14 protein-coding genes and 2 riboswitches are annotated in these 14,985 nt (G+C 65.0%); of the genes, 9 read left to right on the top strand and 5 right to left on the bottom strand.

The annotated features are described in order from the left end of the window. Positions 1 to 87 precede the first annotated feature (87 nt). From Q0629_RS03600 to Q0629_RS03570, 7 genes are all read left to right on the top strand, one after another. A complete protein-coding gene (locus Q0629_RS03600; protein WP_298779045.1) occupies positions 88 to 768 on the top strand; it encodes an RraA family protein in 681 nt (226 codons plus the stop codon). Positions 769 to 775: 7 nt separating this feature from the next. Then, positions 776 to 1,510 (top strand): allophanate hydrolase subunit 1, encoded by a 735-nt coding sequence (locus Q0629_RS03595; protein ID WP_298779044.1) that lies wholly within the window; start codon positions 776 to 778, stop codon positions 1,508 to 1,510. After that, a complete protein-coding gene (locus Q0629_RS03590) occupies positions 1,507 to 2,529 on the top strand; it encodes a biotin-dependent carboxyltransferase family protein (RefSeq protein ID WP_298779042.1) in 1,023 nt (340 codons plus the stop codon). The genes Q0629_RS03595 and Q0629_RS03590 overlap by 4 nt, the downstream gene beginning before the upstream one ends. A gap of 4 nt (positions 2,530 to 2,533) precedes the next feature. After that, on the top strand, positions 2,534 to 3,307 hold the full coding sequence (locus tag Q0629_RS03585; RefSeq protein ID WP_298779040.1) for a 5-oxoprolinase subunit PxpA: 774 nt from the start codon (positions 2,534 to 2,536) through the stop codon (positions 3,305 to 3,307). Between the two features lie 44 nt (positions 3,308 to 3,351). Beyond that, positions 3,352 to 4,326, top strand: a complete 975-nt coding sequence (locus tag Q0629_RS03580) for a D-2-hydroxyacid dehydrogenase (protein WP_298779039.1) — start codon at positions 3,352 to 3,354, stop codon at positions 4,324 to 4,326. Positions 4,327 to 4,613: 287 nt separating this feature from the next. After that, entirely contained in the window at positions 4,614 to 5,627 is a 1,014-nt protein-coding gene (locus Q0629_RS03575; protein ID WP_298779037.1) for a TAXI family TRAP transporter solute-binding subunit, read from the top strand. A gap of 123 nt (positions 5,628 to 5,750) precedes the next feature. Beyond that, positions 5,751 to 7,763 (top strand): TRAP transporter permease, encoded by a 2,013-nt coding sequence (locus Q0629_RS03570; RefSeq protein WP_298779034.1) that lies wholly within the window; start codon positions 5,751 to 5,753, stop codon positions 7,761 to 7,763. A 117-nt stretch (positions 7,764 to 7,880) separates the two neighbouring features. On the opposite strand, the gene Q0629_RS03565 is transcribed toward Q0629_RS03570, so the two are convergent. Next, on the bottom strand, positions 7,881 to 8,864 hold the full coding sequence (locus Q0629_RS03565) for a magnesium transporter CorA family protein (protein WP_298779032.1): 984 nt from the start codon (positions 8,862 to 8,864) through the stop codon (positions 7,881 to 7,883). Positions 8,865 to 8,933: 69 nt separating this feature from the next. Then, a complete protein-coding gene (locus Q0629_RS03560) occupies positions 8,934 to 9,491 on the bottom strand; it encodes a prepilin-type N-terminal cleavage/methylation domain-containing protein (RefSeq protein ID WP_298779030.1) in 558 nt (185 codons plus the stop codon). 221 nt (positions 9,492 to 9,712) lie between these two features. Between Q0629_RS03560 and Q0629_RS03555 the strand changes: the two genes are divergently transcribed. Next, positions 9,713 to 10,312 carry a hypothetical protein gene (locus Q0629_RS03555; RefSeq protein ID WP_298779028.1) on the top strand — a complete coding sequence of 200 codons (600 nt, stop codon included), beginning with the start codon at positions 9,713 to 9,715 and terminating at the stop codon, positions 10,310 to 10,312. Positions 10,313 to 10,347: 35 nt separating this feature from the next. Here Q0629_RS03555 and Q0629_RS03550 read toward each other — a convergent pair whose 3' ends face one another. Genes Q0629_RS03550 through Q0629_RS03540 form a run of 3 tightly spaced genes read right to left on the bottom strand, consistent with a single transcriptional unit; the run spans position 10,348 to position 13,253 of the window. Beyond that, positions 10,348 to 11,157: an ABC transporter ATP-binding protein gene (locus Q0629_RS03550; protein WP_298779026.1), complete on the bottom strand. Its 810-nt coding sequence runs from the start codon at positions 11,155 to 11,157 to the stop codon at positions 10,348 to 10,350. Then, entirely contained in the window at positions 11,154 to 12,218 is a 1,065-nt protein-coding gene (locus tag Q0629_RS03545; protein WP_298779024.1) for an iron ABC transporter permease, read from the bottom strand. The genes Q0629_RS03550 and Q0629_RS03545 overlap by 4 nt, the downstream gene beginning before the upstream one ends. Positions 12,219 to 12,242: 24 nt before the next feature. Then, the gene (locus Q0629_RS03540) at positions 12,243 to 13,253 is read right to left on the bottom strand and encodes an ABC transporter substrate-binding protein (protein ID WP_298779022.1); all 1,011 of its coding nucleotides are present in this window, start codon (positions 13,251 to 13,253) and stop codon (positions 12,243 to 12,245) included. Between the two features lie 204 nt (positions 13,254 to 13,457). Further along, positions 13,458 to 13,649: riboswitch (cobalamin riboswitch) on the bottom strand. Positions 13,650 to 13,737: 88 nt separating this feature from the next. After that, a riboswitch (cobalamin riboswitch) is annotated at positions 13,738 to 13,914 on the top strand. Between the two features lie 169 nt (positions 13,915 to 14,083). Here Q0629_RS03540 and Q0629_RS03535 point away from each other — a divergent pair. Beyond that, positions 14,084 to 14,974 carry a sirohydrochlorin cobaltochelatase gene (locus Q0629_RS03535; RefSeq protein WP_298779020.1) on the top strand — a complete coding sequence of 297 codons (891 nt, stop codon included), beginning with the start codon at positions 14,084 to 14,086 and terminating at the stop codon, positions 14,972 to 14,974. The last annotated feature ends 11 nt before the right edge of the window (positions 14,975 to 14,985 follow it).

Here is a 14,985-nt window from a genome sequence, read left to right as displayed (position 1 = left end):
ATCAAAAACTTTCACTATATTATATCTGCATCGATACCGCGGCAGGCTTCTTGCCGCCGCCAATTCTATTGCACGGGGGGACGGGTTATGCCAGCAGGTTGCAGGATCAGGAGAAATTTTGTGAGGCCTTCCAGGGAGTTGGTCGAGGCGTTTCGCGGCATACCGGTGGCGAACATCGACGACAACATGGGGCGGATCGCGGCCGTGGACGCGGGCGTTTATCCGTTGAACCCAAACGTCAGCCTGCTTGGCGTGGCGTTCACCGTCAACGCTCCGGCCGGCGACAACCTGCTGTTTCACAAGGCTCTCGACATGGCGGAGCTGGGCGATGTGATCGTCCTCGCGAACAAGGGCAGCATGAGCCGCTCGCTGTGCGGCGAGATCATGAGCAGCTACGCCAGGAGCCGCGGGCTTGCGGGGATCATCATCGACGGCTGCGTCCGGGACAGCCGCGCCCTCGCGAAACTCGACTTCCCGGTATACGCGAAGGGGGTGACGCCCAACGGCCCCTACAAGAACGGTCCGGGCGAGATGAACTTTCCCGTCTCCTTTGCCGGTGTCGTCATCCATCCCGGCGATATCGTCATCGGCGACGGAGATGGCGTGATCGTCGTGCCCCCGGAGATCGCGAGGGAGATCGCTGGAAGGGCGCGCGAGTACCATGCCGGAGAGGCTCGCCAGCTCGAGGGGATCCGTTCCGGAGGCGGATGGCCGCGCCCGTGGGTTGACGAAAAACTCAGGGAAGTCGGCTTCGAGTTCGTGGACTGAGTGAAAGATGCAGGACGTTGCGATAAAACAGGCAGGGGATTCCGCAGTCCTCGTTGAGTTCGAGAACGAGATTGGGATCGAGACCAACGCCAAGGTCCGCTCGCTGATGTTCTCGCTCGAACGGCGCCCTTTCGCCGGGATGCGCGAGTTGACTCCGGCCTATCGCTCTCTGCTGATTCAGTACGATCCCTGCGCTGTAAAGAGCGGTGCGGTGAGGGAGTTCGTAGGTCAAAGCCTTGCGAACCTCCGGAGTGTGACGCTTCCGAAGCCGGTGATCACGGAGATCCCGGTGATCTATGACCCGGAGTTTGCGCCCGACATAGAGGAGATAGCGAGGATTGAGGACAAGACGGTCGAGGAGGTCATAAGGATACACAGCGGCAGCGATTACTTCGTCTACATGCTGGGCTTCGCGCCCGGACACCCGTACACGGCGCGTTTCGAGAACCCGTTCTCGTTCAAGCGCCGTGAGAGTCCGCGCGTGCGCATCGACGGGGGCAGCGTTGTCGTTCAACTCGCGCTGAGCAACATAATCCCCTTCGACCAGCCGTGCGGCTGGAACATCATCGGGACAACGCCGGTCCTTGTCTGCGACTATCGCAGGGAAAACCCTTTTCTGCTGAAGGCGGGACAATGGATCCGCCATATCCCGATCGGTCGCGACGAGTACTTCGACATCAAACGCCGAGTTGAGCTCTCCGAGTACGTCTGCAGGACATACGAGAAGGAGGGGACCCCGTGATCATCGAGAATGGAGGAATTTTGACCACGGTCCAGGATGGCGGGCGGTTCGGGTACGAAGCGTTCGGCGTTTCGCCGTCAGGTCCGATGGACAGGCGATCGTTTGAGATAGCCAACGTCCTGGTCGGCAACGATCGAAACGAGGCGTGCCTTGAGGTAACCGTGATCGGGCCCTTGATCTCATTCGCCGAGAACGCGGTCGTGGCCATTACCGGGGCCGATATGCGCCCGCTCCTGAACGGCGCTCCGGTTCTCAATTACCGCGCCTTCGCCGTGTGCCCCGGCGACACGTTGAGGTTGGGCGCCGCTGGGGTCGGATGTCGCGCTTATCTGGCGTTTGCGGGCGGATTGGATGTCCCCCTCCTGATGAACAGCAGGAGCACGATGGTCGGCAAGGGCTTTGGCGGGTACAGGGGCCGCAGGCTGAGGCAGGGAGACGAGGTCGGCCTGCTAAAGGACGCCGCCTGCTTCCCCGACCTGTCCGGGCGGGTCGCCGAGCCGGACCTGATCCCATCCGGTGAGCGCGCCTTGAGGGTGATCTTGGGGCCGCAGGACGACAGGTTCACCGAAGAGGGGATCGCAACGTTCCTGAGCTCGCGCTACACGATTGGAGCGGACTTCGACAGGCAGGGCTATCGGTTGGAGGGGCCGAAGATTCGGCACGTTACCGACGGCAACATCATCTCGGACGGCATCGTGTTCGGCTCCGTTCAGGTGCCGACCTCCGGAGACCCGATCGTCATGATGGCCGAACACCAGACCGTCGGCGGCTACGCGAAGATAGCGACCGTCATCACCGTGGACCTGCCGGTCCTCGGACAGTGCAAGGCAGGTGACGCGGTTCGCTTTGTGAGGACGAGCGTCGAGGAGGCGGAACGCCTGGCCGAGGCGAGCCGTCGTGAGCTGGATGCTTTGGCCGCAAGGATTGAAAAGAGCTCCAGGCGTCCGGCGCGTCGTTCTTTCAAGGTCACCGTGGACGGCAGGGCGTACAACGTCACCATCGAAAGAAAGGAGGATTGAAGCGATGTTTCGGATAGACTTGAACAGCGACATGGGTGAAAGCTTCGGAGCGTACACCATCGGCGGCGATGAGGAGGTGATAAAATTTGTCACCTCGGCGAACGTCGCCTGCGGCTTCCATGCCGGCGACCCGATGGTGATGGACCGCACGGTTAAAATGGCAAGGGAGCGGGGCGTTGCGGTCGGCGCGCACCCCGGCTATCCCGACCTCCAGGGCTTTGGTCGAAGAAAGATGGCGCTCTCCCCGCTTGAGATAAAGAACGATATGAAATATCAGATCGGCGCTTTGAAGGCGTTTGTGGAGGCCGAAGGGATGAAGCTCCAGCACGTCGCCCCGCATGGTGCGCTCGGCAATCTATGCCAATACGACCGCGACGCGTCGCGGGCGATCTGCGAGGCCGTACGCGAGGTGGACGATTCGCTGATCGTCTACTACTGCGCCGGCGCGGTCCTTGGCGAGGAGGCGGAGAGCGCGGGGCTCGAAGCAAAGGCCGAGATCTTTGCGGACAGGGCTTATCAGGATGACCTGAGTCTCGTGCCGCGCAAGACGCCGGGTGCGATGATCACTGACGAGGACGTCGCGATCGCGAGGTGCATCCGCATGGTCAAGGAGGGAAGGGTGACGGCGTTGAGCGGCCGCGAGCTCGAGATCAAGGGCGACACGCTGTGCGTGCACGGCGACGGTCCGAAGGCTCTCGATTTCGTCAGAAAAATCCGCAAAGCCTTTGAGCGCGAGGGGATAGCGGTCTGCAATTTCCAAGGCCGAGCAGCAATATAAGATAATATTAAGAGATAATGAAAAAGAACGGAGGTTCCGATTCCATGTCCCCTGAAATCGTCGTCCTTGACGGATACACGGAAAACCCCGGAGACCTGAGCTGGGGAGAGTTGGAGAAGCTTGGCGCGCTGAAGGTCTATGACCGCACGAGCCTGACCGATGAAGACGAGGCCATTGCGCGCATCGGCGGAGCGGAGATCGTGCTGACCAACAAGACGCCGATAACGGAGAAGGTCATCGACGTCTGTCCGAACGTGAAGTTCATCGCCATGCTCGCAACCGGCTACAACGTCGTCGATTCGGCTTACGCGAAGGAGCGCGGCATCCCGCTGTCGAACGTCCCCGCCTATGGGACGGCCTCGGTCAGCCAGTTCTCGATAGCGCTGTTGCTTGAGCTCTGCCACAGGATCGGGCTCCACGACAAGACCGTCCACGAGGGCCGATGGGAGCGCTGCGCCGACTTCTGCTACTGGGAGACCCCGCAGATCGAGCTCGACGGCAAGACGATCGGGATCATCGGCTTCGGCAGGATCGGCCAGCGGGAGGGCGCGATCGCGAGGGCGCTGGGCATGAAGGTCCTCGCTTACGACCTCTACCCAAACGACTCAGGCAGGAGGATAGCGGAGTACGTCGAGCTGGACGCACTCCTTGCCCAATCCGACGCAATCTCGCTGCACTGCAACCTGACGTCCGAGAACGTCGGCCTCATCTGCAGAAATACGATCGCAAAGATGAAGGACGGCGTGCTGATCGTCAACAACGCGCGCGGCCAGCTCGTCAACGAACAGGACCTTGCCGACGCGCTGAACAGCGGCAAGGTGGGCGGTGCGGCCCTGGACGTCGTGTCGAGCGAGCCCATACGCGGCGACAACCCCTTGTTGTCAGCGAAGAACTGCGTGATAACGCCCCACATCTCATGGGCCTCCATCGAGAGCAGGCGGCGCATCATGGAGTGTACGGTCTCGAACGTCAAGGCCTATTTGGAGGGCAGGCCGGTGAACGTCGTCAACGGGCTGTGACGTACTCTTTAAAATACTGACAGGAGGGGATATTGCAGCGCGGGGGCGCCTGCTTAGGCAGGGCCCCCGCGTTCTGTTACCTTTGAGCGGGTCATCGGAGCAGCCCGAAAGGCCGGCGCGCGCCCGCACTGTGATAAAATAGAAACGCTTTATCCTGATGCTGTCGATTCCATCCGTTGGTGCCGTTCGGGCCGACCTCCCTCGCGGGCGAAAGTCCCCGCAGGGGAGAGGAGGGCCGATTCGGCAAAGGTGCGCGCGTCGCCGCGCAAGAGAGGGGAGATCGCACGATGAAAAGGTCTTTTCGTTTCGCTTTCCTGATCCTGGCCACCCTGGCCCTTGCCGTGGGGCCGGCGGCCGGTGCCGATAAGGCCGGCTGGCCCGACCAACTGCGCTTCATGGCCGGACCTCCTGGGGGCAACTGGTTTGCGCTGGGCACGGCCCTGGCGGACATGTGGACGGGCGCGGGCCTGCCCCAGACCACCAGCAGCTCGGGCGGTGGCGTCGCCAACATCGTGAACGCCAACAACGCCAAGGGGGACCTGGGCTTCTCCGTGACCTCCATGGTCGGGGCGGCCACCCAGGAGGGGGGCGTGGACTTCACCAAGGGCCAGAAGATGGAAAACGCTGTCATCATGGCGAACCTCTACACCCAGTACACCTACTTCATCATGCGCCGGGATTTCGCCGAGAAGAACGGCGTCAAGTCCCTTGGAGACGTGATCGACAAGAAGCTCAAGATGCGCTTCGCCACGTTGAAGCCCGGCACGTCGTCGGAGTTCATCGTCAAAGCCCTGTTCGACAAGGGGTATGGATTTGACTACAAGAAGACCTTCGAGGAGTGGGGTGGCACGGTGGAGTACGCGTCCTACGAGGGCGGCGCGGACCTCCTGGCGGACAACCACCTGGACTGCTTCGCGTTTTCCGTGGGCAAGATCGCCTCGATCGTCATGAACATCGAGAGCAAGCTGGACGTCGTGCTGCTGCCCGTGGGGCAGGAGGCGCTGGACAAGCTGTCCGCCGCCTACGGCACGGAGACCTTCACTATCGACCCCGGCATCTACAAGGCCGTTCCGGAGGGGGCTGAGCCCGTCAAGACCGTTGGAGACTACACCTGCATCGTCATCCGCAGGGACCTTCCGGACTCCCTGGTGTCCGAGCTCAACCGTGCCCTGTGGGAGCACAAGGACTCCCTCGTCGCGGCCGTGAAGGACATGGAGGAGCTGGACCCGGCAGCGGCCGTTCCGGCGCGGGTGCCGTCGCACCCTGGTTCCGAGGCCTTCTGGAAGACCGTGACAAAATAGCGCGGCCTGCGTCCGAGTCGGGGCCGAAGGGGAGAGGGGGAGAGCGCTCGTTCTTCCCCTCTCCCGAAATTTTCTGCGGGCCCGCCCTGTCGGGGGCGTCGCCCGCCGAACGGGGATGATACCTTGAGAAAGTTAAGCGGAAGGACGAGGACGTTCGTCTACCTCTACGTGCTGCTGATGGGGTTGTTCCACCTCTACACGGCGGCGGCGGGGAACTTCGAGGCCTACCTTCAGCGCAGCATCCACCTGGCCTGGGTGTTGCCGCTGGCCTTCGTGCTCTACCCCATGACGAAGCGCTCGCCGATGGACCGCGTGCCGCTCTGGGACTGGGCCCTCGCGGCCCTGGCCGCTGCGCCGGGGCTCTACTCCATGATCAACTACACCGCCATCACGGAGCGCATCCAGCAGATCGACCCGCTGACGACGACGCAGCTCGTGCTGGGGTCGCTGCTCGTCGTCCTGCTCCTGGAGGGCACGCGGCGTATCGTGGGGCTGCCCCTGTCGCTCATCGCGGGCCTGTTCGCCGTCTACATGCTCTACGGTTACAAGCTGCCGGGCTTGATGCGTGGCTTCCAGTTCTCCTACTCGGAGGTCGTCGAGGGGCTGTTTCTGACGGACGAGGGCATCTTCTCCATGCCGCTGGGCGTCTCCGCCACCTTCGTCATGATCTTCCTGATCTTCGGTGCCTTCCTTGAGAAGAGCGGCGCGGGGGACTGGTTCATGAGCGTGGCCCAGGCCTTCACCGGCGCCACGCCGGGGGGACCGGCTCAGATCGCCGTCGTGAGCTCCTGCCTCTTTGGTTCCATCAGCGGCTCGGCCGTGGCCAACGTCTACGGCACGGGGACCTTCACCATCCCGCTGATGATGAAGATCGGCTACGCTCCCTACTTCGCCGGAGCGGTGGAGGCCGTGGCCAGTTCGGGAGGTCAGATCATGCCGCCCATCATGGGAGCGGGCGCGTTCCTGATGGCGTCCTTCCTCGGCGTGCCGTACCGCGACGTCATGATCGCGGCCCTCTTTCCGGCCCTGCTCTACTACGGCGCGCTCTTCGTCATGGTGCGCCTGCGCGCGCTGAAGAGGGGCCTCAAGGGGCTTTCCCCCGACGAGCTGCCCTCAAAGCGCGAGGTCTTGAAACGCTTTTACATGATCGCGCCCCTGGTGGGCCTCGTGGCGTTCCTCCTGGCCGGCTACACCCCCATGAGGGCGGCCCTGATCGGCATCGGGCTGGCCTGGTTCGTGGCGTTCTTCAACTTCAGGCCGGACAGCACGCCTTCGGAGAAGCGCTCCGCCTGCGTCGCGGCGGCGATCTCCGCGGCCCTCGCGGCGCTCCTGGCCCTGCGGCCCGAGCTCGTCGCGAAGGTCAACGCCAACCTGCTCTTCGTCCTGATCGGCGCCTTCCTCCTCGTGGCCTCCAGGTTCAACCCCGGCATGAACGTGCGCGACGTCATCGACGCGGTGGAACGGGGCGCGCGGGGCATCCCGTTGGTGTGCGTCGCCTGCGCCTCGGCGGGCATCGTGCTGGGGGCCGTGTCCCTGACGGGGATCGGCGGCAAGCTGGTGGGCTTCATCATCTCTCTCGCCGGGGACGCGCCCTTCCTGGCGCTGGTGCTCGTGATGCTCATCGCCACCTTTCTGGGCATGGGCCTGCCCACCACGGGCGCCTACATCCTGGCGGCGGCCCTGGGCGCACCCATCCTGGTGAAGCTGGGCTTCCTGCCCATCGCTGCGCACATGTTCGTCTTCTACTACGCCATCATCTCCAACATCACGCCCCCCGTCGCCCTGGCGGCCTACGCGGCCAGCTCCATCGCCGGCGCAGACCCGAACAGGACCGGCTTTCACGCCATGCAGCTCGGCTTTATGGCCTACGTCGTGCCCTTTGCCTTCTGCTACGATCCGGGGCTCCTTATGCGGGGCGGTCCGGCTGCCGTCGGCTGGGGGCTCCTGAGCGGCGTCTCCGCCGTCGTCGCCTTCGCCAGCATGTGGATGGGGTACATGAACGGACCGCTGAACCTCCCGACGCGCGTCGTCCTGTGCGTCGCGGGAGTGCTGGTCCTCTCCGTGTGGCCCGCCGTCACGGCGGTTGGGCTGGCCCTGCTGGCCGCCGTCTGGATCTTCACCCGAAGGGCGCGCTGAAGGCCGGTCCACGACTTTTTTGACGCTCAAGGACGCATTGGGGCGCAGGGAGCCAAGCGGCTCCTCTGCGCCCCAATGCGTCCCGCGTCCCGTCCTCCCCATCCGCGGGGCCGTGCCTCACAGCATCCTTCGCCTCCAGAGCCACAGGGTAGCCACGACGCTGAGGAACAGGGCGATCAGGGAGACCCAGAAGAAGCCGTTGGGGTTGTCCATCAGCGGCAGCCGCACGTTCATCCCCCAGAAGCTGGAGACGGCGGCGGGGATGGCCAGGATGATCGTCACGGAGGCCAGAAACTTCATGACGATGTTCAGGTTGTTGGAGATGATGGAGGCGAAGGCGTCCATCGTGTCGCCCAGCACGTCGCTGTACACGCGCACCATGTCGTAGGCCTGATCGTACTCCACGATCACGTCTTCCAGCAGGTCCTCGTCCTCCTCCCGCATCTTCACCAGTTCCTGATACTGCGGGTTCTTCAGCACGCGCAGCAGCTTGTCGATGGCCACGCGGTTGCTGCGGATGGACCCCGTGAAGTACGTCAGTCCCTTCTCCAGGTCCATCAGACGGAACAGCTCCTCGTTCTGCAGGGACTGGCGCATGGCCTGCTCGATGCTGTTGGACATGCGGTTGATCTCGTTCAGGTACTGAAGGTAGGCGCCCGCCGTCCTGTAGAGGATCTGCAGCAGGAACCGCGTGTGCTTCCAGGTGCAGAAGCCCCTGACCCCGCCGGCGGCTCCCGGCAGGATCACGTTCTCCTCGAGGCAGACGGTGATGAAGGCGGACTCCGTGATGACGATGCCCAGAGGCAGCGTGTCGAAGCTGAAGCTCTTCGGGTGCTTCGGGATGTTGAGGACCATCAGCAGCGAGGTGTCGCACCCGCTGTCCTCGTCCGCCTCCTCCACGTCGATGCGGCTCGACTCCTCGACGTCCATGGCCGCCGTGAGGAAGTCGAGGGGCACCGAGGCGATGCGTGCCACGTCCTCCAGCTCCTGGCGCGTGGGCGCCACCAGGTTGATCCAGCTTCCGTGGCGCAGCGTGTCGAGGCTGAGGTCCTCGTGTCCGGGGTTCTTCTGGTTGGTGTTCGTCCTCAGGACCGAGATCATGCAGCTCCCCCCTTGTTTTAAAGAGTCACGTCCGATAGGGCGCCCCGATCGGGGCCGGCGTGCCCGCCCTCACCTCGCGGCCGGAGGGTGGGCGGAGGTCCGAATCTGCCCCTGTCCCGACAGGATCAGGAAGTGGCGTCTGCCCTCCGCGTCGCGGACCAGGACGGTCAGGGCGGCGCTGAAGGTCCCCCATTGGGGGGCGTAGTGGGCGTGCCCCGCCGCGCTGCTGGCCCCGATCCGCTGAAGGGTGCAGCCGCTGCGCGCGGAGAGCTGCTCCACGTCCATCGGTTTTTCCCAGCGCACCTGAAGGCGCTGCGCGCGCTCGTCGACCCTCAGGTCGAAGGGCCGGCCCGCAAGGTCCGCCCTGGCGACGACGCTGTAGAGCCACCGCATGGCGCGGTCCGCCTCTTTTGCCGCCGTCGGCCTTCCCCAGATCGCTCCCACCGAGAGCACGGAGCCCCCCAGGGCGGCCAGGATCGCGAGGACGATCAGGACCTCCGCCAGCGAGAACGCGCGGCGGACAGCCTTCATCCGCCGCGTGGCGCGGGGCGTACGACAAAAGACCGGCCCGTCCCCGAAGCGGCGCGCCTCCCGACTTGTCATCACGAAAGACACCGCCCCTGCCATGCCTCCACGCTCCTCCCTCGTCCGTCCGCGGCGAACGCTCGTATTATAGTATAGCGCGCAGTGAAGGTGAAGGGTTGGGGAGGGCGGCAGGCGTCGCACGTCCGGCAGGGGATTAAAGAGCGAAAAAGCCGGAGCGTGGGGGACAAAAGGACGAAAAAAGAGATACAATAAAAAAATACTGCAAAAAATTCAGGGGGCACGCCGCGCGCCGGAGGTGGACGATGAAGAACGAGCTGGACTACATTCAAATCGAGGATGGGCTGGGGGGAAATCAGGACTGGTTTCCGGAGTGGGACATGTACCACGGCGGGTGCGCCGCGGTGACGGCGTGCGACCTGTGCATCTACCTGGCGCTCCGCGAGGACGCCACGAGCCTCTACCCCTACGACCTGCGCCACCTCAACCGGGAGGACTTCGTCCGCTTCGCCAGGGACATGAAGCCCTACCTGTCGCCGCGTTCCCACGGGATCGACTTCCTCGAAATCTATATCGAGGGGCTGTCGCAGTACTGGCGCGACACGGGCGGCAGCGGCCGGCGCCTGGAGGGGCTGTCCGGCACGGTGCCCTTTGAGGAGGCGCGCGGGGTGATCCGGGAGCAGCTGAGGAGCGGCCTTCCCGTCCCCTACCTGATGCTGCGCCACCAGGACGATGCGCTGGAGGATTTTGAGTGGCACTGGTTCAACCTGGCCGGGTACGAGGAGGCGGGGGACGACCTGATGGTGGAGGCCGTCACCTACGGCAAGCCGCACTGGCTGAGCCTGCGGCGGATGTGGAACTCAGGCGAGGACCGGCGCGGCGGCGTCATCCGCGTGTCCAGGTAAGGGGAGCCTCCTCTTTCAGGGGAGGCAGGGCACGCTTAAACGCGATTGGGTTTACGCTCCATCCGTCCCTGCGGCTTGAGGGCGCGGAGGAACAGCACGTGGGGCGCGCCGCCCGGCGCGGTCGTGACCTCCGCCTCCACGCGGTACACGCGGCGGATCAGCTCCGGCGTCAGGACGTCCCGCGGCCTTCCGCCGGCGACGACGCGCCCGTCGTGCATGACGTACAGCCGGTCGCAGTGCTGCGCGGCCAGGTTCAGGTCGTGCATCACGACGAGGCAGCTGACGCCGGCGCTGCGGATCAGGTCCAGTATCTCCAGCTGATAGTAGACGTCCAGATGGTTCGTCGGCTCGTCCAGGAGCAGAAGGCCGGCGTCCTGGGCGATGGCCCGCGCGATGAGCGCGCGCTGCTTCTCGCCGCCCGACAGCGACGCAAACGTCCGGTCGGCGCAGGGGGACATCCCGACGTAATCGAGCGCCCGCTCGACGAGCTCCTCGTCCCGTGCGTCGGCGCCGCTGAAGGGGCCCTTGTGGGGATAACGCCCCATGGCCACGATCTCGCGGACGGTGAACTCGAACTGCGTCGGCATCTCCTGCGGCACGGCGGCAGCGTGCCGCGCGGCCTCCTTCACCGGCATCCGCCACAGGTCGCGACCGTCCAGGAGGACGGTGCCGCCCTGGGGCCGGTTGGCGCGGTAGATGCAGCGCAGCAGGCTGGACTTCCCGCTGCCGTTCGGGCCGATGACGCCCACGAACTCGCCCTCCTCCACCGTGAGCGAAACGCCCTGGACGATGGGGCGACCCTCCGCGCCCCACCGGAGGGCCTCGACCTCGAGCTTTGCGCTCATGGCCGGCCCTGCCGCCCGCTCCGCCTGAGGAGCCAGATGAAGAACGGCGCGCCGACGAAGCCCGTCACGACGCCGAGGGGGAGCTCACGGGGCGCCAGGACCGCGCGGGAGAAGGCGTCCGCCAGGATGAGGAAGATGGCGCCGACCAGCGCGCCCAGGGGCAGGATGCGCCGATGGTCCGCGCCGACGGTCATGCGCATGACGTGCGGCACCACGAGCCCGACGAAGCCGATGGAGCCGCTGACGGCGACCAGCGTTCCCGTCAGGAGCGACGTGAGCGCGAACAGGAAGCGCCTGAAGCGCCGGACGTCCACGCCCAGCGCCGCCGCGCTCTCGTCCCCCAGCATCAGCGCGTTGAGGGAGCGCCCCTGAAGGACGAGGAGGACGAGGCAGGCCGCAGTGACCGCGAGGGGGATCGGAAGCCGGTCCCACCGCGCGCCGCCCAGGCCGCCCAGCATCCAGAACATCGCGCTCTCCGCCCCGCTCCGCTGATTGAGGTAGACCATGAAGTTCGTGAGGGCCGTGAACATGTAGCTGATGGCCAGCCCCGACAGGATCATGCGCATGGGCGTGAGCCCTTCCCCCTGCGCGGCGATGAGGAGGACGAGGCCGAAGGCCAGGAGGGAGCCGAGAAAGGCCAGGATGAAGACGGTGGAGAGGCCGGTGTAGCTGCTGCCCAAGACCTTCCCCAGGAGCAGGATGGCCGCCACCGCGCCCGCACAGCCGCCGGAGGAGATGCCGAGCAGGTAGGGGTCCGCCAGGGAGTTGCGCACCAGCGACTGAATGGCCGCGCCGGCCATCATCAGCCCGGCCCCGACGATGGCCCCCAGGAGCACGCGGGGGAGCCGGAGCTGCCAGACGATGCTGACCTCGTTCTGCGGCCAGTCCTGAGCCACGGCCTGCCAGTCGGGGAAGACCTGATGCAGGACGATGCCCCAGACCCTTCCGAAGGGGATGGGCACCGGGCCGATGGAAACGCCGAAGGTCATCGTCAGGAGCAGGAGGGCGAGGAGGACGAGCGCCGGAGCGCCCGTCCTCCTGAAGGGGGAGAGAGGGCTCATGAGGGGTCCGCAGGCTGGGTGCGGCTAGAACCGGTCGGGGTAGAGCGCCCGGGCGATAGCCTCGAGGCCGTCGACGGCCCGGGGGCCCGGATACGTTTCCTCAACCCGCATGACGATGACGCGGTCGTCCTGGATCGCCTTCACGCCCTGAAGGACGGGGTCCTCCATCAGGAGCTTCTTCCGCTCCGCGCCGTTGGCGTTTCCGCACTCCAGGATCAGGATGACGTCCGGGTTGCGCCCCACGACGTCCTCCCAGGTGACCTTGACGTAGCTGTCGTCGATGTCGTCAAAGACGTTGCGGGCCTTCGCCATCTTCATCAGGGCGCTTGGCATGGCTTGGCCGCCCACCGTGCGCGGGGGCTGGTCCGGCGCGTTCCACGTCTGATAGATGAAGACGCCGATCGGCTTCGCTGCGTCCACGTCCGCCAGTTTGGCCTCCACGGCGGCGGCGCGCTCCTTCATGGCGGCGATGCGCTGCTCCGCGCGGTCCTGCACGTCGAAGATGACGCCCAGGTTCCTCAGGTCCGTGTAGGTGTCCTCGAGGCTCACCGGCGGCTTCTTCATGACGCGGATCAGGGACTCCGTGATGTTGTAGCACTTGACGCCGTGCTTCTCCAGCTCGTCCGGCGTGATGGCCCCGGCCGACGTGTCACCCGGAACGCTCGTCCCGTACTGGTAGCCGGACAGGAAAAGGTCTGGCTTCTGCCCCAGCAGCACCTCAAGCGTGATGTAGCCCGGCGCGGCGACGGGAATCTTCTTGAGCCTCTCCTGGTGATCCGGCGCGACCTGGCCGCCGTACTCCGGGAAGCCCGCGTAGCCGGCGAGCTTGTCGTCCAGGTCCAGGGCGAACATCAGCTCGATGATGTTGCCGTCGCCGTTGGTCACGACCCGCTCCGGCGCCTTATCGAACGTCACCTGCCGGTCCCCGTTGTCGATCGTGACGGGGTATTCCGTCCGCGCGGCCTCCGCCGGGGACAGAGCCAGCAGGAGCGCGGCCGCCGCGCAGAGCACAAAAGCAAAGAACCTGTTTTTCATCAAGATTTCCTCCTCGATTCGCTGATCATAAACGCAAACGGAAAAACGCAGACGCCGCGGACCCTCCCTCCACCGCCACCCCCCTTCTTATAAAAATAAGCGCGAAGCGCACGACAAAAAGGCCCCGCCCTCCACGGACGGGGTCCCTCGGCGCGCGAACGCAAAGATCCTGGAAAAAAGCCGCCGCTCCCCTGTCCCGGGAGTTCCTGCTGCGGCGCGTGGGGCAGGTCTCCTGGCTTGCGATTCCTCCTCGAGGACGCCTTCCCGCCCCGGCGTCCTGCCGGAACAGTGGCGTGATGTCCTCTCGTCCTCGCTTACAGTAGTGGAAGCTGCGGGGGACTCGCACCCCCTTCCCTCTTGGAGCGCTTGCGCGCTGCCGCACGGCCTTGACCTGAACTGTGCCGTCATCTTAACACGAGGGGAGGAAAAATAAAAGCCGCGCCAGTGGCCCCCGCAGGGATTTGACAGCGGAGGGGCGATGTGCTTAAATAGCCTTAAATAAGGCGTCGCAGGGCCAGGAAGCGGGTGCAAACCCCGCGCGGCCCCGCCACTGTGACCCGGACGAGTCCGCAGGTAAGGCCCACTGAAGAAAACCCTTTGGGAAGGGCGCGGACGAGGAGGAAGGGAAGTCAGGATATTGACCCTGCACGAGGACCGATGGGCATTTGCGTGGGCAACCCTCCGGTGCTGCTGCAGGACGCAGACTGCGAACCGCATACGGCGAAGGAGGCCCGGCGCGATGCCGTGCCTCCTTTTTTCACGCCTTTTCACCAGGCTGTGCTCTACCCTGCGAGGGCAGGGGTATCCTTATCACGATGGAGGTATGTGTCATGAACAAGTTTGTCTGCGTAATGCTGGTCGCTGCGGCGCTGCTTTCGGCTTCCCCGGCGTGGTCCGGCCACGACGACGCGAAGCCCGACAAGGTGGGAATCCTGGTGTCGTCCTTCGGCACGTCCATGCCGGAGGCCCGTCCCGCCATCGACAACCTGGTGGAGGCGGCGAAGAAGGCCTTCCCCGACGCGGAGGTCCGCCTCGCCTTCACGTCGAACATCATCCGCCGCAAGATCGCCCACGAGCGCAACGAGGTCGTGCCGACGCCGGTGCAGGCGCTTGCCGCGATGAACGACGAGGGCTTCACCCACGTGTACGTCATGCCGACGCACATCATCCCCGGCGAGGAGTACGACGAGATGCAGAACGTCGTGGACGCCTTTGCGTCCCTGAAGGGCAAGTACGGCTTCAAGAAGATCGCCCTTGGCGCCCCCTGCCTGAACGGCGTGGAGGACTGCGACAAGATGGCCAAGCTCCTGATGACCCGCTTTGAGAAGCAGCTGAAGGACAAGGGGACGGCCATCGTCCTCATGGGGCACGGCACGCCGGAGCACATTGCCCACGCCATGTACAGCCAGCTGCAGTTCTCCCTCGACAAGGTCGCCTACGGTCGCTTCTTCCTCGGCACCGTGGAGGCCGAGCCCAAGGTGGAGGACGTCATCCGCGCCCTCAAGCGCCACAAGGACGTCCGCAAGCTGGTGATCTCCCCGCTGATGATCGTCGCGGGCGACCACGCCAACAACGACCTGGCCGGCGCGGACGACGAGGAGTCTTGGCTGAACGTGCTGAAGAAGGCGGGCTACAAGGACATCACACCCTACCTGGTGGGGTTGGGACAGGACGAGAACATCGCGAAGAGCTTCGTTGAGCGCATCCGCGAGATGATGTAGCGCGGGCGCGT

It is taken from the genome of uncultured Fretibacterium sp., assembly GCF_938030725.1.
Taxonomy (GTDB): domain Bacteria; phylum Synergistota; class Synergistia; order Synergistales; family Aminobacteriaceae; genus Fretibacterium.
The sequence above is the reverse complement of the archived record's forward strand: the minus strand, read 5'-3'. Positions and strand labels throughout refer to the sequence as shown.

Bases quoted from the DNA above. Each gene is read 5' to 3' on its own strand.
- Q0629_RS03595 (WP_298779044.1), top strand. From the start codon at position 776: ATGCAGGACGTTGCGATAAAACAGGCAGGGGATTCCGCAGTCCTCGTT.
- Q0629_RS03600 (WP_298779045.1), top strand. From the start codon at position 88: ATGCCAGCAGGTTGCAGGATCAGGAGAAATTTTGTGAGGCCTTCCAGG.
- Q0629_RS03580 (WP_298779039.1), top strand. From the start codon at position 3,352: ATGTCCCCTGAAATCGTCGTCCTTGACGGATACACGGAAAACCCCGGA.
- Q0629_RS03575 (WP_298779037.1), top strand. From the start codon at position 4,614: ATGAAAAGGTCTTTTCGTTTCGCTTTCCTGATCCTGGCCACCCTGGCC.
- Q0629_RS03565 (WP_298779032.1), bottom strand. From the start codon at position 8,864: ATGATCTCGGTCCTGAGGACGAACACCAACCAGAAGAACCCCGGACAC.
- Q0629_RS03535 (WP_298779020.1), top strand. From the start codon at position 14,084: ATGAACAAGTTTGTCTGCGTAATGCTGGTCGCTGCGGCGCTGCTTTCG.
- Q0629_RS03585 (WP_298779040.1), top strand. From the start codon at position 2,534: ATGTTTCGGATAGACTTGAACAGCGACATGGGTGAAAGCTTCGGAGCG.
- Q0629_RS03555 (WP_298779028.1), top strand. From the start codon at position 9,713: ATGAAGAACGAGCTGGACTACATTCAAATCGAGGATGGGCTGGGGGGA.
- Q0629_RS03545 (WP_298779024.1), bottom strand. From the start codon at position 12,218: ATGAGCCCTCTCTCCCCCTTCAGGAGGACGGGCGCTCCGGCGCTCGTC.
- Q0629_RS03540 (WP_298779022.1), bottom strand. From the start codon at position 13,253: ATGAAAAACAGGTTCTTTGCTTTTGTGCTCTGCGCGGCGGCCGCGCTC.
- Q0629_RS03550 (WP_298779026.1), bottom strand. From the start codon at position 11,157: ATGAGCGCAAAGCTCGAGGTCGAGGCCCTCCGGTGGGGCGCGGAGGGT.
- Q0629_RS03560 (WP_298779030.1), bottom strand. From the start codon at position 9,491: ATGGCAGGGGCGGTGTCTTTCGTGATGACAAGTCGGGAGGCGCGCCGC.